The organism is Lacipirellula sp. (assembly GCF_965279485.1).
Taxonomy (GTDB): Bacteria; Planctomycetota; Planctomycetia; order Pirellulales; family Lacipirellulaceae; genus Lacipirellula.
Map to the genome: position 1 here is coordinate 3,347,241 of NZ_CBDIIC010000002.1, position 21,360 is coordinate 3,368,600.

The 21,360-nt window shown below is 61.2% G+C and carries 21 protein-coding genes; 9 read left to right on the top strand and 12 right to left on the bottom strand.

Features of this window, described 5'->3' with window-relative positions:
* Window positions 1–75: 75 nt before the first annotated feature.
* The 3 genes from ACQY7R_RS21000 to ACQY7R_RS21010 are packed head-to-tail and all read right to left on the bottom strand — an operon-like array spanning window position 76 to window position 2,391.
* Entirely contained in the window at window positions 76–873 is a 798-nt protein-coding gene (locus ACQY7R_RS21000; RefSeq protein ID WP_428307512.1) for an endonuclease/exonuclease/phosphatase family protein, read from the bottom strand.
* Window positions 870–1,136 carry a hypothetical protein gene (locus ACQY7R_RS21005; protein ID WP_428307513.1) on the bottom strand — a complete coding sequence of 89 codons (267 nt, stop codon included), beginning with the start codon at window positions 1,134–1,136 and terminating at the stop codon, window positions 870–872. The genes ACQY7R_RS21000 and ACQY7R_RS21005 overlap by 4 nt, the downstream gene beginning before the upstream one ends.
* Before the next feature lie 40 nt (window positions 1,137–1,176).
* Window positions 1,177–2,391, bottom strand: a complete 1,215-nt coding sequence (locus ACQY7R_RS21010; RefSeq protein ID WP_428307514.1) for an acyltransferase family protein — start codon at window positions 2,389–2,391, stop codon at window positions 1,177–1,179.
* A 310-nt stretch (window positions 2,392–2,701) separates the two neighbouring features.
* Between ACQY7R_RS21010 and ACQY7R_RS21015 the strand changes: the two genes are divergently transcribed.
* Window positions 2,702–4,081 (top strand): APC family permease, encoded by a 1,380-nt coding sequence (locus tag ACQY7R_RS21015; protein ID WP_428307515.1) that lies wholly within the window; start codon window positions 2,702–2,704, stop codon window positions 4,079–4,081.
* 205 nt (window positions 4,082–4,286) lie between these two features.
* On the top strand, window positions 4,287–4,943 hold the full coding sequence (locus tag ACQY7R_RS21020; RefSeq protein ID WP_428307516.1) for an intradiol ring-cleavage dioxygenase: 657 nt from the start codon (window positions 4,287–4,289) through the stop codon (window positions 4,941–4,943).
* 31 nt (window positions 4,944–4,974) lie between these two features.
* Here ACQY7R_RS21020 and ACQY7R_RS21025 read toward each other — a convergent pair whose 3' ends face one another.
* The 3 genes from ACQY7R_RS21025 to ACQY7R_RS21035 all read right to left on the bottom strand — a co-directional run bounded on the left by ACQY7R_RS21025 (window position 4,975) and on the right by ACQY7R_RS21035 (window position 8,171).
* The gene (locus ACQY7R_RS21025; protein ID WP_428307517.1) at window positions 4,975–5,691 is read right to left on the bottom strand and encodes a hypothetical protein; all 717 of its coding nucleotides are present in this window, start codon (window positions 5,689–5,691) and stop codon (window positions 4,975–4,977) included.
* A 136-nt stretch (window positions 5,692–5,827) separates the two neighbouring features.
* Complete coding sequence (locus ACQY7R_RS21030) at window positions 5,828–6,493, bottom strand: HAD family hydrolase (protein WP_428307518.1); 666 nt, start codon at window positions 6,491–6,493, stop codon at window positions 5,828–5,830.
* Between the two features lie 169 nt (window positions 6,494–6,662).
* Entirely contained in the window at window positions 6,663–8,171 is a 1,509-nt protein-coding gene (locus ACQY7R_RS21035; protein WP_428307519.1) for a sulfatase family protein, read from the bottom strand.
* Between the two features lie 202 nt (window positions 8,172–8,373).
* On the opposite strand from ACQY7R_RS21035, the gene ACQY7R_RS21040 reads away from it, so the two are divergent.
* Window positions 8,374–9,234, top strand: a complete 861-nt coding sequence (locus ACQY7R_RS21040; protein ID WP_428307520.1) for a phosphoenolpyruvate hydrolase family protein — start codon at window positions 8,374–8,376, stop codon at window positions 9,232–9,234.
* Window positions 9,235–9,453: 219 nt separating this feature from the next.
* Window positions 9,454–10,683, top strand: coding sequence for a Tm-1-like ATP-binding domain-containing protein (locus tag ACQY7R_RS21045; protein WP_428307521.1), 1,230 nt, complete (start codon window positions 9,454–9,456; stop codon window positions 10,681–10,683).
* 61 nt (window positions 10,684–10,744) lie between these two features.
* Here ACQY7R_RS21045 and ACQY7R_RS21050 read toward each other — a convergent pair whose 3' ends face one another.
* From ACQY7R_RS21050 to ACQY7R_RS21060, 3 genes are all read right to left on the bottom strand, one after another.
* A complete protein-coding gene (locus ACQY7R_RS21050; RefSeq protein WP_152096886.1) occupies window positions 10,745–11,116 on the bottom strand; it encodes a hypothetical protein in 372 nt (123 codons plus the stop codon).
* A 62-nt stretch (window positions 11,117–11,178) separates the two neighbouring features.
* Window positions 11,179–11,721, bottom strand: a complete 543-nt coding sequence (locus ACQY7R_RS21055) for a hypothetical protein (RefSeq protein WP_428307522.1) — start codon at window positions 11,719–11,721, stop codon at window positions 11,179–11,181.
* Window positions 11,722–11,792: 71 nt separating this feature from the next.
* A complete protein-coding gene (locus ACQY7R_RS21060) occupies window positions 11,793–12,347 on the bottom strand; it encodes a hypothetical protein (RefSeq protein ID WP_428307523.1) in 555 nt (184 codons plus the stop codon).
* Between the two features lie 259 nt (window positions 12,348–12,606).
* On the opposite strand from ACQY7R_RS21060, the gene ACQY7R_RS21065 reads away from it, so the two are divergent.
* The 4 genes from ACQY7R_RS21065 (at window position 12,607) to ACQY7R_RS21080 (ending at window position 15,561) form a co-directional block, all read left to right on the top strand.
* Window positions 12,607–12,891 carry an antibiotic biosynthesis monooxygenase family protein gene (locus ACQY7R_RS21065; protein ID WP_152096890.1) on the top strand — a complete coding sequence of 95 codons (285 nt, stop codon included), beginning with the start codon at window positions 12,607–12,609 and terminating at the stop codon, window positions 12,889–12,891.
* A gap of 1 nt (window position 12,892) precedes the next feature.
* Window positions 12,893–13,837, top strand: a complete 945-nt coding sequence (locus ACQY7R_RS21070; RefSeq protein ID WP_428307524.1) for an ADP-ribosylglycohydrolase family protein — start codon at window positions 12,893–12,895, stop codon at window positions 13,835–13,837.
* A gap of 399 nt (window positions 13,838–14,236) precedes the next feature.
* Window positions 14,237–15,043 carry a phosphoadenylyl-sulfate reductase gene (locus ACQY7R_RS21075; RefSeq protein ID WP_428307525.1) on the top strand — a complete coding sequence of 269 codons (807 nt, stop codon included), beginning with the start codon at window positions 14,237–14,239 and terminating at the stop codon, window positions 15,041–15,043.
* 95 nt (window positions 15,044–15,138) lie between these two features.
* A complete protein-coding gene (locus ACQY7R_RS21080) occupies window positions 15,139–15,561 on the top strand; it encodes an RrF2 family transcriptional regulator (protein WP_428307526.1) in 423 nt (140 codons plus the stop codon).
* 32 nt (window positions 15,562–15,593) lie between these two features.
* On the opposite strand, the gene ACQY7R_RS21085 is transcribed toward ACQY7R_RS21080, so the two are convergent.
* From ACQY7R_RS21085 to cysD, 3 genes are all read right to left on the bottom strand, one after another.
* Window positions 15,594–15,869 (bottom strand): hypothetical protein, encoded by a 276-nt coding sequence (locus tag ACQY7R_RS21085; protein WP_428307527.1) that lies wholly within the window; start codon window positions 15,867–15,869, stop codon window positions 15,594–15,596.
* 139 nt (window positions 15,870–16,008) lie between these two features.
* Window positions 16,009–17,943 carry a sulfate adenylyltransferase subunit CysN gene (gene cysN / locus ACQY7R_RS21090; protein WP_428307528.1) on the bottom strand — a complete coding sequence of 645 codons (1,935 nt, stop codon included), beginning with the start codon at window positions 17,941–17,943 and terminating at the stop codon, window positions 16,009–16,011.
* Between the two features lie 160 nt (window positions 17,944–18,103).
* Entirely contained in the window at window positions 18,104–19,015 is a 912-nt protein-coding gene (cysD, locus tag ACQY7R_RS21095; protein ID WP_428307529.1) for a sulfate adenylyltransferase subunit CysD, read from the bottom strand.
* Window positions 19,016–19,604: 589 nt separating this feature from the next.
* Here cysD and ACQY7R_RS21100 point away from each other — a divergent pair.
* A complete protein-coding gene (locus tag ACQY7R_RS21100) occupies window positions 19,605–21,359 on the top strand; it encodes a hypothetical protein (protein WP_428307530.1) in 1,755 nt (584 codons plus the stop codon).
* Window position 21,360: the final 1 nt, after the last annotated feature.

Below are 21,360 nucleotides of genomic sequence, written 5' to 3' on the forward strand. Positions count from 1 at the left end.
TATGAAACGCTTTCAGCGTACGGAGTTGTCAGTAACGGTCCCGGAATCTTCGCCGCCTCGCGAGTCACGCGCTGGCTACTTTATTGAACTCTTCCGCCGAAGCACGGCCATCATGCCGCGGTGGTCGGAGGCGACTGGCTCGTCGAGGACGCGCGTTTCGACGACTTCCCACTCCGCTGCGGGCCGGAACTGGATGTAGTCGATTTGCTTGTTGGGGTTCGCCGCCGGAAACGTGAATGCCGGTTCCGAATTGCTGCGGCCCCAGTTCTGCGCAAAGGTCTGCATCACGCGACTCTCAGGCGTCGCGTTCAGGTCGCCGACCAGAATCATCGGCTTGCCGGCGCGCTTCGCGGCGAGGTCTTCGATCGTCTTGATCGATTCCATCCGTTCGTGATCGTTGGGGCGAAAGTCGAGGTGCGTGCAGATGAACAGCAGCGAATCATCTTCGTCGCCGACTTCGACCTCGAGAGCGCCGCGCTGTTCGCCCTTATAGTCGGACGGCAGTTTGTGGTTTTCATGCCGCACGATCGGCAGTCGGCTGAGGATAGCGTTGCCGTATATACCGCTGTCGTGGTCGATGTTCTTCTCGAAGATATGCGTCATGCCGGTGAGCCGGGCAAGCTCCGCCGGCTCATCGATTCCTTGCGAACGACGGCAGCCTTGGTCGACTTCGTTGAGGCCGACGAGGTCGGGCTTCTCGGCGTTGATCAGCGTGGCGATTCGCTTGAGGTCGAGCTTGCCGTCGGTTCCTGCGCCGTGGTGGATGTTGTAGGTGACGACGCGGATTTCTGGCGGCAGTTCGGCGCGAACGGCGGTTCCGTGTGAAATGCCAAACGCCGTCAGTACAAACAAGCAGCGAACGATCAATTTCAAGATGCAGACTCCGAGTTGTTGGAACGTTGTCGTTCCGCTTTAGCCGCTCTGATAGCGGCGACAATAACGCCAACTAGGCCAAGCAAGGCGCCGATGAGGGCGCCTCCCATCACGTACTCCATGCCCTCATACAAATGAGGGTTGGGGTGCGGATTGATCGCCCGGGCGACGATGCTGCCAAGCATCATCCCGGCGCCGCCGACGACAACCATGGCCAACAGCGCCGCCACGAGGTATTTGAGCAGCACAAGAATGGTACGCATGCGTCGCTCCTCGATTGCCGCCGCGTCAACGTTCGGTTGCTCATACCCGCACCGACCAGCCGCGGCGGGCCATTCCCCATAGGATAATCCACCAGAAGGCGACCGTCGCCGCGGCGAACAGGAATGAGGCCAGTTTCGGGTCGGCAATGTGGTCGGTAATCAGTTCTTTATAGATCCAGCCTTTGGCGCTCGTCGTCTCGATCGTTCCATCGGCCGCCGTTACCTTCGCACTGATGGCGCCGAGGAGTTGGCTCAGCAGCCCTGAGCCGACGAAGATGAAAATCGCGTTAATGCCGACGATCTCGAACGGCCGCGCGAGCTTGCGGTAACCTGCGACGTCGAACAGGCCGAGGCAAAGTCCGAGTCCAATTGTGCCGACGCCGCTGGTGAACAGCACGAAGCTGCTGGTCCAGAGCTTTTTGTTTATGGGAAAGACTTCGCCCCAGGCGAGGCCGATCGCGGCCATGACGGCGCCGATGATGACGAACCGGCCGACGGTTCCCCAATTGGCGCCGTACCGCATGATCGCCAAGCCGACCCAGTAGCCGAGCAGCGTGTTGACGATGGCCGGTAGCGTGCTGAGCAGGCCCTCGGGCTCGGTCTTCTCGCTCTTGGCCTGCGTGTACATGTGGTTGGAGCCGAGGACCGCGATATCGACGACGCGAACGACGTTCCCTTCCGGCGTGAGTCGTGTTTGGTAGTCACTCTCCGGCGGTAGAGTCGCGAGCAGGCCCCAGTACCCCAGCAGCAACGCGGCGCCAACGACGACCTGCGTGCGCAGCCCCGTGTGGAGCACGAGTAGCGACGCCACGAGATAGACGAGCGCAATCCGCTGCAGTACGCCGAGGATTCTGAATGTGTCGAAGTGGAACGCTTCGTAGCTGAACGCCACGTCTTCACGCATAGCGATCGAGAGCAATCGCCCGAAGAAGACGCTGAACAGTCCCAGGCCGAAAAGGAGAATCGTCCGCCGAATGATGCGGGTGTAAACTGCCGGATCAATCGCGGCGCCTTCACGATACTTCTTCATCGAGTAGGCGAGCGACGTTCCCATGATGAAGAGGAAGAGGGGGAAGATCCAATCGGTCGGCGTCCAGCCGTGCCACGCGGCGTGGTCGAGTGGAGCATAGCGCTCGCCTGCCGCCCACGAGCCAGGATTGTTGGCCATCACCATGCCGATGACGGTCATGCCGCGAAAGGCGTCGAGTGACAGGAGTCGCGGCGGCTTGGTCGCTGCTGGAGAATCTGTGGACATAGGTTACTGCGATGCGGGGTCGGAAAGATTAACCGCCAAGGACGCTGAGGTTCGCCCTGGAAACACAAAGACAGTGGAACCGCCGATGAACGCAGATAAAAAATAATTCGCGTTCATTTGTGTCTAGCAGGGGATCCTCTTCTCTTTGCATACCGTCGTGCTCGTTGCGGTTCACATTTGTATGATTTTCTAGCCCTTTGGCGTCCAGTAAATCAGCTGGTGGCTCCCCTTGTCATACGATGTTGCGAGGCCGCTTTCCACTGTTAATTTTGGCTACCTGCGGTAGGTTGTGGCGATCGAGATCACCCGCATGAATGACGCATCGCCAAACGAACCGAACGCAAACGCCGCCCCGCGGCTTGGTTTGTGGGACGCCGTCAGTTTGGTGATCGGCATCGTCGTTGGAACGTCGATTTTTCGCACGGCGCCGGAGGTCTTTCAGAATACCGCGGGCCCCTGGTCGGCGCTGGGAGCGTGGACGTTGGGGGGGCTGTTGTCGATCATCGGCGCCCTGTGCTACGCCGAACTGGCGACAACCTACGCACGGGCAGGCGGCGACTACGAGTATCTCACGCGAGCCTTTGGGGCTTGGGCGGGGTTTCTGTTCGGCTGGACGCAGTTGACGGCGGTCCTTACCAGTAGCATCGGGACGATGGCCTACACGTTTGCCGACTACGGCGTGCGTTTGTTTGGGCTGAGCGACGCAGCGGGCGTGTGGCTGGCGACGACGCCGATCGTGGGGGCGACGATTCTCAACGCGCTGGGGACCACGCTCGGCAAATCGACGCAGAACATTTGCACCGTGGCGAAGGTGCTGGGATTGATTGGCGTCGTGGCGGCGGGAGTCGCGTGCGCCGATTGGGGAAATCTCGCTCCAGCTGAATCAGTGCCGTCGGCAGCGCCGTCTTCGATTTCTTTTGGCCTAGCAATGGTGTTCGTGCTGTACGCCTATGGCGGCTGGAACGACGCTGCGTTCGTTGCCGCGGAGGTGCGCGATCGGCGGCGGAACTTGCCGCTCGCGCTGATTGGCGGCGTGCTGGGCGTGACGGCCGTCTACCTTGCCGTGAATGTTGCGTATCTTGCGGGGCTTGGGGTTGAGAACGCTCGCGCGACGCGCACTCCGGCGAGCGACGTCATCGAAGCAGCGATCGGCAGTGTTGGCGGTAGCTTGGCCAGTATTCTGGTAATGATCTCGGCGCTGGGCGCGATCAACGGCATGGTACTGGTCGGCTCGCGAGTCTACGCGGCGGCCGGGGTCGACCATCGGCCGCTGCGGTGGCTGAGTGGCTGGGACGCCGAGCGGGGCGCCCCGCGGGCGGCGCTGATTGCTCAGGCGGCGGTTGCGCTGGCGATGGTCTTCGCGGTGAATCGGATCAACCCCGGCGACGGCTTTGGCACGCTGCTGGCTGCGACGGCGCCGGTGTTTTGGTCGTTCCTCATGGGAACCGGGGCGTCGGTGATCGTGCTGCGGTGGCGCGATCCGTTGCGAGAGCGTCCGTTCGCCGTGCCGTTTTATCCGTTGCCGCCGCTCGTCTTCTGCGCGACGTGCGGCTATATGCTGTGGAGCAGCCTGACGTACGCATTGTCGATTTCGCCCTGGTTGCCACTCATGGGGGCGGGGTCGGTGGTGCTAGGGCTGATGGTTTACGTGCTGAGGCCACGTGAGCGAGCGTCGCGATTTGCTGATTGATGCGTGAGGGGGTCGGGGGCCTTTTGCCACTGGCGGCGTTCCTTCAAGTTGATGATCGCCAGTGGCAAAAGGCCCCCGACCCCGTTCAGGCTCGCCCCGCACAGCGAAACTCCCAGCGACGTGTTGGGTTAAAAGCCTGTCGGGCGGTAGAATGCCTTGAGTCGCAGCTCGTTCTTTCAAATCTCTTCAAGCGGAGAGTCAGTCGATGGCTTCCCACAATCTCTCCCGTCGCGGTTTCGCTCGCAGCATTGCTTTTGGCGCGGCCGCACTTTCCGCTCCCGGCGTTTTCGCCGAAGCGCTCACGCTCACGCCGCGGCAAACCGAGGGGCCGTTTTATCCCGATCATCTGCCGCTCGACACCGACAACGACCTCTTGATCATCAACGACAGCATCGATCCGGCGATCGGCGACATCACGCATCTCACCGGACGGATTCTCGACGCTGACGGGAAGCCGCTGCGGAACGCGCTCGTTGAGATCTGGCAAGTCGACGGCAATGGCGTCTATCTCCACAGCGGCAGCGATGGCGAGAAGCGGGACGCGAATTTCCAAGGCTACGGCCGCTTCACCACCGGCTCGACCGGCGAGTATTACTTCCGCACGGTGAAGCCAGTCCCCTACCCTGGCCGGACGCCTCACATCCACTACGCGGTCAGCCAAAATGGGAAGCGGCTCCTGACGACGCAGCTCTACGTTCGCGGCGAGAAGGGGAACGACCGCGACGGCGTGCTGCGTGGTATTCGCGACGAGAAGCAGCGCGAGTCGGTGCTCGTCGATTTCAAGCCGCTCGAAGGTTCGAAGATTGGCGAACTGACCGCCGACTTTCCGATCGTGCTTGGCGCTACGCCGGAAGATGCCTAACGGGCGCTCGCGATTCAGGGTTTGCTGTCGCTCAGATAGCGCTATCGAGCAGGTGATAGCCGTAGACGGCGACCGCGACGCTCCAACCGATGTACGCGATGATTGCCGGGCTCGAGAGGAGGAGCAACTGCGGTTCCTTCAACGTTTCGAGCGGGTTGCGGCCCGACAAGGCTCGCACTGTTTCGACGATCGCGTTGAAACCCGGTGAGCCGGGGGTCGGGACGAGCAGATAGACGCCATACTTTGCGGAAAGGATGGCTAGGGCGACCAGCGGAGATTCCTGCCACCTGGCCACGTAACGTGACAGGAGTTCAACGCCGAGCGAATTGGGGCGAAGCGCCCCGAGGTAGATTTGCGGTAGTGCGGTTGTCGCGTCTGAGTAGAGGTTATCCCCCAACATAATCCAGGCGAACGCGAGGAACCCACAAGGGGGGCTGAGCGCGAACAGAATTCTGCACAGCGGACGCAACTCGTCTGCGAACACGACTCGGCCTGCCACCTTCCGAGCGCATTCTGCGGAAATGTGCCCCCGTTCGAGAAATCGTACCCCCGACCCGAGAGGGAGTAGGCAGATTGAAACCGCCGTTCCACCGACGCGGAACGCGGCGAGTTGCGGGCCCACGTGGAATGCCACCGCCAGCGGATAGAGTCGCATCGTCCACCCAACGGCGAGCGTGATGGCGACGTAAGCGACATTCATCGCAACCAGCGATGCCCCAATCGCCAACATCGCAGAGGCGGCTGCCATGGGGATTTGTCTGTATAGAGGTGGTTAATGTAATTATTTAGGGAGGTTCGTATTAGGCGGCTCTCCCTTCACATCGTCAACCCCCACATTGAGACAGTCGTGCGCAATTACAGAATCGTAAGGATTGCGTTGCGCTCTAGCGCTGTTTGATGAGCGCAGTGATGCGCTCTGGCGTCAGCTCGTGGTGTCCCTCGACGACCAGACGAGCGTGACTCAGTTTGTCGCGCGTCGTCGTTCCCAGCACGCCAATACTCGTCATTCCCGCGGCGTTGGCGGCTTCGATACCCTGCGGGGCGTCCTCGATTACCGCGCAGTCATTGGGGGAAATACCCAAACGGTCGGCCGCTTTCAAGAAAACCTCCGGGTTCGGTTTTCCATGCGTCACATCCGCGCCGGTGACGACGGCGCCGAATTTTCCGACACGCCCCAACTTTTCGAGCGTCAACTTCACGTTTTCTGGCGGACCTGACGAGCCGACCCCGAGTTTGAATCCAGCGGCGCTTAAGGCGTCGATTAATTCGACAGCTCCGGGTAGCGGCGTGAAGTTCTCGTTGATGATCTCGCGGTAGAGGAGTTCCTTCCGATCGCCAAGTTCTTTGGAACGCTCGGCCGACATCGATTCGCCCGGATAGAGCTGAGCGAAGATGTCGCGGTTCGTGCGGCCGAACGTGCTGCGGAATTGCTCATCGTTGAACTCGACGCCGATCTCGGCGAACATTCGCTCCCAGCTTTTGCAGTGGGGAATGTAGGAATCGGTGAGGACGCCGTCGACGTCGAAGATGACTGCGAAAGAGGTGGGCATCGATTTGGTTGCGCAGAGGTGGGAGTTGCTCGCAAAGTCGCGAAGGCGCAAAGCAGGCGCAAAGAAATGCAGAAACGGCGCGCCCATGGTTGGGCGACGACTGCTTCACTATTCCCGCCTTCTCTGGCGAGTCCTTGCGTCTTCGCGTCTTTGCGAGAGAGGTGAAAGTCTACGGCGAGTGAGGCTTGGTGTCACGGACAGGGCCAGGGGCGTTGATGCCGCTGGCGTTCTTGGCTTCGCCAGGCAGCTCCAGATGTTGGAATTCCGGGTTCATCCCCTGCCCGCGGCCGGTGACCGGGACGCCGGGAGTTGGGTTCTTCGGGACGGTATCGCCAGTTTCAGCGGTCCATTGGTCGAGCAGGTTGCTAAGTTGCCGATGCGGATTTTCGTGCACCTGCTGCGCAGCGGATGCGTTCTGGGGATGCTTGGCGTCGTCGAGTAAGTTGTCGAGTTGCTGCGGATCAGCCTGCACGTCATAGAATTCTTCCTTCGGCCGCGGCTCAAGGAAGATATCGCCCTGGTCGGCGTTCAGCTTGCCGGCGGCTTGATAGTCCCAAAGCTCCTTGCCCGCGGGAAACTCGGGGCCCGATTCAACGCACTCGCTGCGAATTTCTGGGTAGGCGTTGCGGATGTAGAGCCATCGGCCATCGCGGACCGAGCGTTCGTGCGCTTGGCCGACGTGCCAGTTGTGTTCGCTGAAGGCGTAGTCGCGCACCGTCGCGGCAGGGTCGGCGAGAATCGGCTCGATGCTAACGCCTTGCAATCGCGGATCGAGCGGGACGCCAGCGAGTTGCAGCAGCGTCGGGGCGAGGTCGATCACGCTGATGATTGACTCCGTCGGCGCTGGCTTCATCGTGCCGGGACGCCACACGATGAACGGCGTCCGCACGCCGCTGTCGTAAAGCCGCGTCTTGCAGCGCGGAAAGGGGCGGCCGTTGTCGGCGGTGAAGATGACGTAGGTGTTTTCAGCGATGCCTTGCCGCTTTAGCTCTTCAACGACGTTGCCGATGAAGCGATCGAGGCGGCTGATCTCATGGTAGTAGTTTGCGAGGTCTTGTCGCGTCTCGGGACCGTCGATAAGGAATGGCGGCACCACGGCGTCGGCGGGGTCGTAGATGGGATCGGCGTCGGTTGTTTTCCATTCGCGATGTGCATCAGTCGAAGCGAACCACATGAAGAAGGGTTTGTCTTTCGGACGCTCGCGCAGGTGACGCACCCAACGTTGCTCGCCGCCTGGGCCGCCGGGGGGCGTGATTTCGTCGAACGCCGCGTCGACGGCCGGCCCCATGTGGTTCTTTCCGGCGAGCACCGTGAAGTAACCAGCCTCGCGCAGCGCTTGCGGAAACATGAACTGCCCCGCCGGCAGCGGCATGTGGAGTTCTGGCGCTCCGGTGTTGTGAGGGTACCGACCGGTGACGATGCTGCAGCGCGTCGGGCTGCAACTGCTGCACGTGAGATAGGCCCGTTCGAACAGTCGACCCTCGGCGGCGAGGCGGTCGATGTTCGGCGTCTTGGCTGGCGACTTCGCGTAGCAAGCCAAGTCGTCGGGCGAGACGTCGTCGGCGATAATGAACACGAAGTTCGGTCGCGCGGTTTCCGCGTGTGCATTCAGTGAGCTGAATGACGACGACACGAGTATGAAAAAAATCCACGGAATTCGCGTTAAGAAAAATTCCATCTTTTGTATTCCTCGTCGTGTCCGTTGAGCTGTGATGGTGAAGCTGCCTGAGTGTCCAAAAACGAGCGTTCGCTCCGCCCTGACGGCTGGTTACGACCGAGAATCCGACCTGATATGATACCCAGTTCCGCGGCCGGGAACCGCCTGCCCGCGGCGCTCATTCTTTCGACCAACGCCGTCATATCGTCTGGGAGTTCCCGCCGTGTTCGTTCCGCGCACTACCCGTGAAAAAGTTCTCGCCAAGCTCCGCAAGAAGGTCGAGAGCCGCACCCCGGTCCTCATCTCCAGCGCCGCCAGCGGGTTGGTCGCCCGGATGCTCGAAGAAGCGGGCGCCGACTGCGTGAACACCTTTCACGGCGCCCGGCTCCGCGCCAACGGCATGGGGACGATGGCGATGCTGTGGCCGATCGTCAACGCGAACGAGCAGGTCTTCCGCAATACGCAGGAAGACGTGCTGCCGGCGATGAAAGGCGACGCCTTCGTCTGCATGTGCATCAACGCGAACGATCCGCTCCGCGACATGTGGGGCTTCCTTGAGCAAATCAAATCGCTCGGCGTCATCAGCGTCTCGAACATTGGCCCGTCCGTTAGCTACATCGATCGCGACAGCGAAATCTTCAAGGTCCTCCGCAAGTGCGGCATTACGATCGAGAACGAAGTCGAGATGCTGCGGATCGCCAAGCAAGAGCTGAACATGGTCACCATCGGCGTCGCCTTCACCGAAGAAGACAGCTTGCAGATGATCGAAGAGGCGAAGCCCGATCTCTTCTGCTATCACGCCGGCACCACGAAGGGCGGCCGTAAGGGCTACGATTCGGGCGAGACGATCGAAGGGACCGCGGAGCGGACCAAGATCGTTCACGACAAGTGCAAGAAAATCATGCCCGAGCTGATTTGCATCGCCCACGGCGCCGCGATGGAAACGCCCGAAGACGCGCAGTACATGCTTGACCACGCCTCGTGCGAAGGTATCTGGACCGGCTCGTCGACCGAACGCCTGCCGATTGAGAAGGCGGTGTTCGAAGCAGGCAAAAAGTTCGCGGCGCTGCGGTACACGAAGTAAGCGACTGTGAAAAATACATGGTCTCTCGCAGAGGCGCTAAGGCGCAGAGAAATCGCAAAGAAGGCAGGGAAAATAGAGGGTAGGACGAGAAAGTCGTAAGTGCTTATTCTCTCCAATCGAATTCTGTTTTTTTGCATTTCTTTGCGTTCCCTCTGCGCCTTTGCGCCTCTGCGAGAGGCAACTAACGTCTCCTCATCAGAAAACTAAGGAACGCTCGTCATGGCCAAGTCGGTCGTAGTTCTCTCGACGTTGGATACCAAGGGCCGCGAGACGGCGTTCCTCAAAGAGCAGATCGAGCACGACGGTTGTCGCGCCGTGCTGATCGACATCGGCGTCGTCGGTACGCCGACGATCAAAGCGGACGTCACTCGCGAGCGGCTCGCCGAGGCGGGCGGCACGCCGCTCGCCGACTTGCTGAAGGACGCCACTCGCGAGAAGGCGGCGCCGGTGATGGTCAAAGGCGCCGCGAAGCTCATCGCCGAGATGATCGCCAAGGGCGAGGCCCACGCGGTGATCGGCCTCGGCGGCACGCAGGGGACCTCGAGCGCGACCGGCGTCATGCGGCAGCTCCCCTACGGCTTCCCCAAGCTGATGGTTTCGACCTGCGCCGCCGGCGACACCTCCGCCTTCGTCGGCATCAAAGACATCATGATGATGTTCTCGGTCAGCGACATCCTCGGCCTCAACCCGTTCATGCGGAAGGTGCTGGCCAACGCCGCCGGCGCCGCGTGCGGCATGGCGACCATCGACCAAGCCCAGGTCGCCGCGAGCAACAAGCCGCTCATCGGCATGAGCAACCTAGGCGTGCTTACGAACGGCGCTGAATACGCCGTCGAGTACCTCGAATCAAAGGGCTATGAAGTCATTATGTTCCACGCCGTCGGCGCCGGCGGCCGGGCGATGGAGCAGATGATGCGCGAAGGGCTGATCGTCGGCGTCTTCGACTACGCGATGGGCGAAATTAGCGACGAGCTCCACCATGCCCTCCGCGCGGGTGGTCCGGAGCGGCTCACCATCGCCGGCAAGCTCGGCCTGCCGCAGGTGCTGGTTCCCGGCGGCAGCGAGCACATCGGCCTCTTCCTCAGCGAAGAGAACGTGCTGCCCGAGAAGTACAAGCACCACATGAACACGTTCCACAGCCCGATCATCGCGGCGCCGCGGCTCAACCCCGACGAGCTGGTGGAAGTGGCCAAGGAAATCGGCAAGCGGCTGCAGCACACCAAGGGCGACGCGGTGATGATGCTCCCGCTGCGCGGCACGAGCCGCTATGGCGTCGAAGGAGGCCCGCTCCGCAATCCCGAGAGCGACAAGACGTACTACGCCGCGATCAAGTCGAGCCTGCCGGCGACGATTGAAGTGGTTGAGAAGGATCTCGGCCCGGAAGATCCAGCGTTCGTCAAAGAGTGCTGCGACCGCCTGATCGGCCTCATTGAAGCGAAGAAGAAGTGACCGCCACCGCGCGTTTTAGCCTCCGGTTCTTCAAACCGGGGGCGAATCTGCGCGGCGAAAGCTAAAAGCCATAACCCAGAACAATCGACTCATCGCGTACCTGAACAACCTCCAGGTTGGCGGGAAGCTCATCGCGAATCTTCGCGAAGGTGACCGACGGGAGAGCGAGCCATTCTATATCGATTGTCTTGAATGGTCCGATGCTTGGTCCATCCCAATACTTGGGACTCTGTTGAATCATTACTTGATACTCAGGGTAGTAGTATCTATCGGCTGACCAGGAAGCGATGGCGTCTTCGCCGGGGCCTTCGACGTCGACGTAATCGTAGTAGAGCAGTTTGATTCGCGACGCGACGCCGTGAGCGGCGAGGGTTGAGAGGACCGCTTGCCACTTCGTATCGTTCATGTAGCTGCATTTGACGATGCGCGACATGCTGATTTACCCTGTTCGATTACTTGCAATTCTGATGTCTTGCGGTCGCTCGCTTCTCGGCGTTACTCTTCCTTCGCCGGTTCAATCACGCCGAACAAATGCCCGCCATGGTCCTTACCGGTCCAGAATCCGGCGTAGTGGCCGCGGTAAATCATCACCCGCGCGGTGAATGTCCCTAGCCCCGGAATCATCATGTCGTCGACGCAGATGACCGGCGTGTCGCCGGCCCAGCGGATTGGTAGCGTCAGCGGGATGGTGACGTCGTGATCGCCATAGCGGATGCGCGACTGGATGAGCCAGTGGCCGCTCTCCAGTCGTTTCACTTCGCCAAGCTCGTAGCGCTCTTCGGTCAGCTTGCCACCGGCGCCTCCCCTGCCCTCTTCGCCCGTGACGGTGAAATGGCCGACCATCGTCGCCCGGTTCATTAACTTTTCGAGGGCCGCGACTTGCTCGGCCGTCGGCTCGGTGAGCGTCTGTTGCGGTTCAGCCTGTGCGGCGGCGGGCGCTTCGGCAGCGCTTGCTTGCAGCATGAGGAACGAAGCCATCAGCAGCGCGACGGCAACGAGAAAAAAGGCGGCGCGGATCGCCGCATTGAGCGTACGCATGGCAGGCACTCCTGAGTCGAGTCGCGATAGTGCATCGTCGAACTCGCTCAGTCTACCACGTCGCGGTCGGGCTAGCGCGTGACCGAAGGGTAGTAGCCGCCGCCGTTCATGAACTGCGAACTGTGTCCGGTGGTCGGAATGCCGCCGGCGGGGCGGACGACGGCGCCCTGGGCGTTGGCCTGACGAACGCCGGCGCGGAGGGCGCGGCTGTCATTCGCCTGCTGGCCGTTGACGCCGTCCTGGTCGATCGTCGGGCGGACGAACATGTAGTAGTTTGGCAGCGCGGTCTCGGTCTCTAGGTAATCAAGCCGCAAGTAGGGGCTGATCGTCGACTGAGCCCGGTAAGTGCTGAACGGCTTTCCCATCGGCTTCGTCTGCACGGCGACTGGCGCCGGCGGTTGCACCGTCCGCTGGTGCGTGCCGAAGGCGACGTTCTGCGGAGCGCCGAAAAAATTGAGCGCCGGGTTATTGCGGCCCGTGTTGCGTTCGTAGCTGGTCGTTTGGACCTGGCTGCTCGTGCGGCTGCTGATGGGCGAGTACCCGCTATTCGGGTACGGCGCCTGCGCGGAGGCGACGCCCCCGCCCAACGACGCGGCAAGAGCGGCAACGGCCAGGGCAATACGCATGAGAAGACCTTCCGAGAGCGGACGACAAGTCGGCAAGCGCAGCGGCGCGCCACCGTCTTACTAATCGTCAAACTCCCCCTGGTCGCTTGCGTCGAAGTGGTAGAAACTAGGGTTCGGGTATTTGGGTTCAGGGTTCAGGAGTCGTGCTAGCGGAATGGTTGCTAGCTATGACGCTGTTCGCCGAGCACGAGCCCAACTCGCGAATGCATTTTTTCGAAACCCCGAACCCTAACGCCTGAACCCCCCGCGGAGCGCTCCCATGATCACCGTCGGCATGAACTACCACACCCTTCCCGGCAAACAGAAAGACTTCGAGGAGAAGTTCGCCGCGGTGATCGACGCTCTCAACGCGGCGCCGGGGCACACGAGCTCGACGCTGTGGAAAGACGTTGCCGACGACGCCTCGTACCTGATCACGAGCGAATGGTCCGACGAAGCGGCGTTTAAAGCATTCGTCACCAGCGAAGCCTTCCGCGCGGTGACCACCTGGGGCAAGGAGCAGATCCTTTCAGGGCGCCCACAGCACAAGGTTTACAAGCACTAACGTGAGCAGCCCCACGCTCGAAGATCGATTCGCGGGGTGCCTGCTCGGGCTTGCCGTCGGTGATGCGCTGGGGGCGAGGTTCGAAGGTCGCTCACCAGAAGGCATCGCCCAGCAGTATCTGCAACCACGCGATCTCAGCGAACACCCGCCATTCGGCGAGCTATGGTACACCGACGACACGCAGATGATGATTGGCGTTTGTGAAACGCTGATTGCGTGCGGCGAGATCAATTATCCGGAGCTTTGTCGCCGCTTCGCCGAGAATTACGAGCTCCATCGCGGGTACGGCAGGTCGACGCAACTTATTCTTGAGGCCATTCGCGATGGTCACGATCATCGCATGCTGGCCGAAGAGCTTCTGCCGGGAGGTTCGTTCGGCAATGGCGCAGCCATGCGGGTGGCTCCTGTTGGCCTAGCCTTTCGAGGCGATTTGGCGAAGGCGGCAGAGCAAGCTCGGAAGTCCGCTCAGCCCACTCACCTGCACCGCTTGGGAATTGAGGGGGCGGAGCTGCTCGCGGCGGCTGTAGCGTTGGCGTCATGCACGGAACGTTTTGATCGCGACTCGTTCTTCGAACAGCTGCAGGCGGTTGCCCCGAGCTTAGAGTATGCAGGGCCATTGGGCCGAGCTCGGGGGCTTACGGAACGACGAGATCTCGTACTCTTCGGCAACGGCATCGCCGCCACAGACTCCGTGGGCACGGCCATCGCCTCTTTCGCGCGAACGCCCGACAACTACAGCGAGACCATCGGTAGCGTCATCCTTTTGGGAGGCGACACCGATACGATGGCTGCGATGGCGGGGGCGATCAGCAGGGCGTACCTGGGGCGAGCCGCGATTCCTGAGAAGCTGTTGGACGCTCTGGAAGACGGCCCCAAAGGACGGCGATATTTAGAAACGCTTGCACTGCAGATGTGCCGGCGTTTTTCTCATCGAAGCAATGAATAGCCGCTAACCGGAGGGCCACGTCCTCCGGGGGAGAGCCGGGCGATGCTTGATCTCACCGCCCCCCGGACCGTTTGGCGGTCCGGGTGTTGACCTTCACTGCCGCACCGTAGCATTTCACGATAGGTAGTGGCGCCTGTTCCAAGTTATTTGTTGGTAATGGTTTGGGTTCTTTTTGGGTCGGCTGCGGTATCGCCCGGTCAGCCGAATCTTCGTCCCAGGCTGAATAATCGGATCGAACCTGGTCGATAAATGGACTGTCAGATTTAATGTTGACTATCCAGACCATGATTAATAAGATTGAGCCCTGCGATGGGGAATCACGCCCTAGCCCGCCCAAGCCAAAATGCGTCGGAGGCGTCCACTCGCCCCCATTTGACGATCTTCCCACCGAGTGCCGAGATGACCGCTGCCGCCAACATCGCCGATCGCCAGTTCACGCCGGTGGAGCAGGAACCCGCCGCGCCGCCGTTTCGGCAGCTTGAGCCGACGCCGGAGCTAATGGCCGAACTGGCCGAAGCGAGCGAGCGGCTCGAAACGGCTCAGCCGGAAGAGATCATCGCCTGGGCCCATCATCGGTTCGCCCCGCATCTGACGATGGCGACCGCGTTCGGCCCCGAAGGATGCGTCATCCTCTCGATGCTCGCCAAGGTGGCGCCCGAGACGTACGTCTTCAATCTCGACACGGGTTACCAGTTCCAGGAAACGCTCGACCTGCGCGACAAGATTGCCAGCCTCTACGGCATCGAAGTCGACATGCTGCAGCCCGAACTGACCGTGCCGCAGTACGAGGCGCTCCACAACGGCCCGCTCTACAAGACGAATCCGAACCAATGCTGCTTTGATCGCAAGATCAAAGTGCTTCGCGCAGCGGCGACTAAACACCACGCCTGGATGAGCGGCATCCGTCGCGACCAGAGCACCGACCGCGCCCGAGCGGCGATCGTCGAGTGGGACAAGAAGTTCAACCTCGTGAAGATCAGCCCGCTGGCGAACTGGACGAAGAAGGATATCTGGAAGCGGATTCTCGACGAGAACGTCCCGTACAATCCGCTGCACGACCAAGGCTTCCCTAGCATCGGCTGCTGGCCGTGCACTCGCGCGGTCGCCGAAGGCGAAACCGACGAACGGGCCGGCCGTTGGAGCGGCACCGCGAAAACCGAGTGCGGATTGCATACGCTTGAACAGCAGGATGGCAGCGGAATTTAAGTTAGTTGCGAGCGGCGAGTTTCGAGTCGCGAGTTAAGAATGACTCAGGCTCCGACTTGTTCTCGCAACTCGTTACCCGAAATTCGTGACCTCTCATGCTCTCCGCCAAATCACAATATGCCTGCCTCGCCATGCTGCAGCTCGCCCAGGATTATTCCTCGGGCGAGACGGTGCAGGTGCGGCGGATTGCGGAACGGCATGGGATTCCCTCGACGTTTCTCGTGCAGATTTTGCATGAGCTGAAACGGGCCGGGCTGGCGACGAGCACCCGCGGCGCCGCTGGCGGCTATCGGCTTAGCCGGCCGCCTGCCGACATCACGCTCGCCGATGTCGTCGACGTGTTCGAAACGGCCGACGAACCGGCCGAGTGCGCGGCCGCGCAGTCTCCATGGGGACCGGCGATGCACGAGATCTGTTGCGAACTGAGTCGCGCTCGCCACGAGCGGCTGCAATCGATTACGCTCGCCGAACTGCACGAACGCTCCGCCGAAGGAGCGGAAGCGATGTTTTACATCTAGTGAGCGTAGCTGAAGGCGTCTATCGCCGCTGTTTAGTACATCGGCTGGCTCGGATCCAGGTTGTGGAACCGCACCTCTTGCGGCGGGCCGAGCGTTTCGAGCGCCGTGCGCAGCAAACGGAGACCTTGCTCGAAGTCGAGTACGTGGAACATCAGCAGATGTTCCGAAGGCGCAGCCGGGTCGCGGTCGTCGGCTTGGCGAAGATAGTTCGAGTAGATGCCCGCCCGCGGCGTTTCGATCGCCTCGCGGAGGGGCTGAACGAACTGTCGGCGGATTTCGTCCGACGACAGCGATGATTTGAAAGACACGCCGACGCGGTCCATGGGCGGAGCCTCGTTGCGAGGAGTGCGAGTGCGCAGAATGGTACGAGGCCGCCTACCTCTAGTTTAGCGCACGAGTGCCCCGCCAGGCAAATCTTCGCCACACTCTTGCTCACTGCAAACTCGCCTAACTAACCGCGATCTTCCGAGCCGCCAGCAGGTCGAGCACTTGCTTGACGCACTCATCGACCGGCAACTTGGCCGTGTCGAGCACGAGGTCGGGCTTCTTGGGCGTCTCGTACGGAGCGCTGACGCCGGGGAAGTTGGCGATCTCGCCGCTGTCGGCCTTCGAGTAGAGGCCTTCCTGATCGCGAGCCCGGCAGACGTCGACGGGGGCGTCGAGGTGGACTACCAAGAACCGCTCGCGGCCGACAACCTCGGCAGCCTTCAGGCGGACCGATTCTTCCGGCGCCAAAAACGCGGCGACGCAGATCAGGCCGGCGTCGTTGAGCAGCTTGGCGGCTTCGGCGCTGCGGCGGAGGTTCTCGCTGCGATCGGCGACGGTGAAGCCGAGGTCGCGGCTGATGCCGCGCCGCATGTTCTGGCCGTCGAGTACGCAGACCGCGCGGCCCGCGTCGAACAGCTTGCGCTCCAGGGCGTAAGCAAGCGTCGTCTTGCCGGCGCCGGCGAGGCCGGTGAGCAAGATCGTCGCCGGTTGTTGCTCGAAGCGACCGGCACGCTCGGCAGCGGTGACTTCGCTCCGTTCCGACTGCAGGTTGGCGTCGGCCTCGGCGCTCCAGTGATCGTCCTTGCCGGCAGCGGCGCGGTTGAGGATCATGCCGGCGCCGACGGTGACGTTCGTCACGCGATCGATGACGATAAACGCGCCCGTTCCCTTATTGCGACGATAATCGTCGAACGCGATCGGCTGGTTGAGCCGCACGAGGCAGCGGCCGATTTCGTTGAGGGCGAGGACGGGCGTTTCTTCGCGGTGAAGCGTGTTGACGTCGATGCGGTACCGCAAGTTACTGATCGAGCCGGCGGCCGTCTTCGTGCCTTGCTTGAACCAGTACTGCTTGCCTGGCGTCAGCGGCTCTTCGGTCATCCAGACAATCGTCGACTCGAATGCATCGGCCGTTTGCGGCACGTTGTCGGGCCGGACGAGCATATCGCCGCGGCTGACGTCGATTTCGTCGGTGAGCGTGACAGTGACCGATTGCGGCGTGAAGGCTTCGTCGAGTTCGCCGTCAAACGTGACGATCGACTTGATGCGGCTCGTCTTGCGCGAGGGGAGCGCCATGACGACCTCGCCCTTCTTGATCCGGCCTGAGGCGATCGTGCCGCAGAAGCCGCGGAAGTCGAGATTCGGCCGATTGACGTACTGCACCGGCAAGCGGAAGTCGATCAGGTTGCGGTCCGACGCGATGTGGACGTTTTCAAGGTGGTGCATCAAGGTCGACCCCTCGTACCACGGCATCTTTTCGCTGTGCTCGATGAGGTTGTCGCCCTTGAGGGCCGAGATCGGAATGAAGTGCTGATCGACAAGCTCGAGCCGCGTGGCGAACTCGCGGTAGTCGGCCTTGATCTTCTCGTACACCTCTTCGGAGTAGCCGACGAGGTCCATCTTGTTCACCGCCACGAGGACGTGCTTGATGCCTAGCAGCGAAACGATGAACGAGTGCCGCTTGGTTTGCGTCATCACGCCGTGGCGGGCGTCGATGAGGATGATCGCCAGATCGCAACAACTCGCCCCAGTGGCCATGTTGCGGGTGTACTGCTCGTGGCCGGGGCAGTCGGCGATGATGAACTTCCGCTTGGCCGTCGAGAAGTAACGGTAAGCGACGTCGATCGTAATCCCTTGCTCACGCTCGGCCTTCAGGCCGTCGGTGAGCAGCGCGGGGTCGAATTCGCCGCCGGTGGTGCCGTGCGTGGCCGAATCGCGCTGAATCGCGGCGAGCTGATCTTCGTAGATCATCTTCGTCTCATACAGCAGCTTGCCGATGAGGGTGCTCTTGCCGTCGTCGACGCTGCCGCAGGTGAGGAAGCGGAGCATTTCTTTATGCTCGTGCTGCTTCAGGTAGGCGTCGATGTCGGTGGCGATCAGGTCAGATTGGTGCGACATGAAATCAATTCACTGCTATTAATGGGCGACTTTGGTGTTTCTCGCAAAGTCGCAAAGGCGCAAAGTAAACGCAAAGAATGCTGATCAGGACAACTCTTCTCTTCTTTGCGCCGTCTTTGCGTCTTAGCGCCTTTGCGAGAGAAGTCGTTGGCTTCCGAAATCAGAAGTAGCCTTCTTTCTTCTTCTCTTCCATTGAGCCGCTTTGGTCGTAATCGATGATGCGACCTTGCCGTTCGCTCGTCGTGGTGAGCAGCATTTCCTGGATGATTTCCGGCAGCGTTGTCGCCGTCGATTCCACGGCGCCGGTCAGCGGGTAGCAGCCGAGCGTGCGGAAGCGGACCATCTTCTGCTCGACCTTGTCCTCGGGGCCGATCGGCATCCGATCGTCGTCGACCATGATCAACACGCCGTCCTTGTTCACGACTGGCCTCATGGCCGAGAGGTAGAGCGGCACGATCGGGATGTTCTCGAGGTGGATATATTGCCACACGTCGAGTTCAGTCCAGTTCGAGAGCGGGAAGACGCGGATGCTTTCGCCCTGATGAACCTTGCCGTTGTAGATGTTCCAGAGCTCGGGGCGTTGGTTCTTCGGATCCCAGCGATGGTGCTTGTCGCGGAACGAGTAGACGCGTTCCTTGGCACGCGACTTCTCTTCGTCGCGACGGGCGCCGCCGAAGGCCGCGTCGAACTTGTGCTTCGAGAGAGCCTGCTTGAGACTCTCGGTCTTCATGATGTCGGTGTGGACCTTGCTGCCGTGGGTGAACGGGCCGACGCCCTGCTTCACGCCCTCTTCGTTGATGTGAACGATGAGGTCCCAGCCGAGTTGCTTCCGAATCAGCTCTTCACGGAAGGCGATCATCTCGCGGAACTTCCACGTCGTGTCGACGTGCATCAGCGGGAACGGCGGCTTGCCGGGGTAGAACGCCTTTTCGGCGAGTCGCACCATCACCGAGCTGTCTTTGCCGATCGAATAAAGCATCACCGGGTTGTCGAACTCGGCGGCCACTTCGCGGATGATGTGGATGCTCTCGGCTTCGAGCTGCTTCAGGTGAGTCAGGTTGTATGAGGTCATCGGTTTGCTGCGGTGGACGATGCGGAGCGGCTGCGCTCAAATGCGCGACACGCCTGGGGACCGGCGACCCTCGCGAACAGGGTTAGGAAAGTCGCTGGCTAGCGGCCCGACGCCGTGTGGACTGTAGCGGTCGCACGGGCAGGTGGGCGGAATCCACCAGTTTAGGTGGCCTGCGACGGCTTCACAACATGGCTTGCCGCCCCGTGGAAAGGGGTGTCCAGGCCCCTGGGTGGCCCCGGCCGCCAGATTCCCGCGTGACAGGTTCGTAAGGAATCGATCCTTGGAAAGGGATTCAGTGTTCAATTGTCGGGCTTTACGGGTCGCGCACGGGAGACCGCAATCCCCGGGGCTTGGAACCCCGCAAGGCCACGACAAAAATCTTGATATCCCCCCCATCGAGGGTGACAATGAAGGTCGACAGCCACGCTGCCCGGGGGCGAGCAGCGAGCCCAATAAGAACAGACACCTCCTTGTGAACGACACCGGCTGCCAACCGTCGCCCGCTGGTTCGACTCGAAGCCAACGACGCGGCCTCTCATCTTGTAATATCAGCGATCCAGTGGATCGTCCGGCGGGGATCCGGCAGAGTATGCGTGAATTTTCCTCGACCGTAAGAGCTAAACGCCTTGTTGCTACAAGCTTGCTCGCGCTCGCTGCGTTGCCGGCAAGTCTGGCGGGGGCTGCGACTCCAGCTTGGTTTACCAGCACCGACTATACGAAGCTGCAGCAACGGTTGGGGAGTTCCCTGCCGACCGGGGCCGGCGGGACGATTTCACTCGTCGAGGCGTCGCCGGCGAACGGATTAGGTTCGTACCTCGTCGATGTTTCGGGGCCTGAGTTCAACGGAAGCCTCGATCCGGGCGGCGTTCCCGTCGTATTGACCGATGGGAGCAGCATCGCCCATGTCGGATTCTCGTCGCATGCAACCGGGATTGTCGGCCAGTACTATTTCGGAAGTACGCAGAGCTTCGCGCCGGGAGCCAACAGCGTTGTGAACTACGACGCTAGCGCTTGGTTGAGCAACGTCTTGCGGATCGCCGGCTCCGCTCCGCCTGAGCCGCAGCCTTTCCGCGTGCAAAACCTCAGTTGGGTAGTTCCGGGAGTCGGCATTCAAGAGCTAGCGGCGTTGCGTCGCTACGACTACCTGATTGAAACCAGTGAATTGACCGCAGTCGTCGGAGCCAACAACGCGGACAATTTCACTTCTGTGAAAGCGCATCCCACGCTCTTCGCTTATGCCTACAATACGATCGTCGTCGGCCGAAGCGACGGCGGTCACTCGCGCGGGCAAACAAACAATTTCGTCGGGGGAGTAGCGTACGGCTCAGGTCGCTATCGTCCAGACGTCGTGGCGCCATCCACGTTGGCGAGTTCCTCGACGGCTATGGTCAGTTCCGCGGCGACGATGTTGCATCAATCGGGCGCCGGCACCGACGCTGTTCGCAGCGAGGTAATGAAGGCGGTTATCATGGCCGGGGCCACGAAGACCGAGTTCGCCACGTGGCTCGACCAAACTTCCGGTCTCATTAATCCTTGGAACCACACGCAAACACGTCCGCTCGACGACGTTTTCGGCGCAGGCGAACTCAACGTCTACAACAGCTACGCGATCCAACTCGGCGGCAAGCAGTCGGCCAGCACGGCGGCTCCTGCCGCCGCCGTCAAGCCCTACGGTTGGGACTACCAGGATCGCAAGTCGGATTCTTCCGTCGGCGATCTCTACTACAACTTCGAAGTCCCGATCGGCAGCACGGCGCCTGAACTGTCGATCATGCTGAACTGGAACGCGAAGGTCGTCGACACGAACGCCGATCCAAACATTTTCACGCCGATGCAGTCGCTGCAGAACCTCGATCTGCAGTTCTACGACTCGTCGAATAGCTTCATGGGAACGATGATCGACCAAAGCATCAGCACGGTCGACAACGTCGAGCACATTTATCTGACGAACCTCGGCCCCGGCGTCTACACGCTGAAGGTCAGCGGCGCCGCCAACTGGGATTACGGTTTGGCTTGGCGTATGGCGACGTCGTTCAACAGCCCGAACGCCGACTTCAACGGCGACGGAATCGTCGATGGCGCCGATTTCTTGGTATGGCAGCGCAATTCCAGTGTGCTCGTCAACGCCACAAACAGCCAAGGCGACGCCGACGGCGACGGTGACGTCGACGACGACGATTTGACGTTGTTCAAGAGTTTGTTCGGCACGACGACCGCGCCGCCGCCGCCGATGTCTGTGGCCAGGATCGCGGCTGTGCCGGAACCGGCGGCGGTCGCTTTAGCCGCCGCTGGCGTTGCCGCGCTAGGGATGATGACGCGTCTGACCGCTAATCGACGGAAGTAAA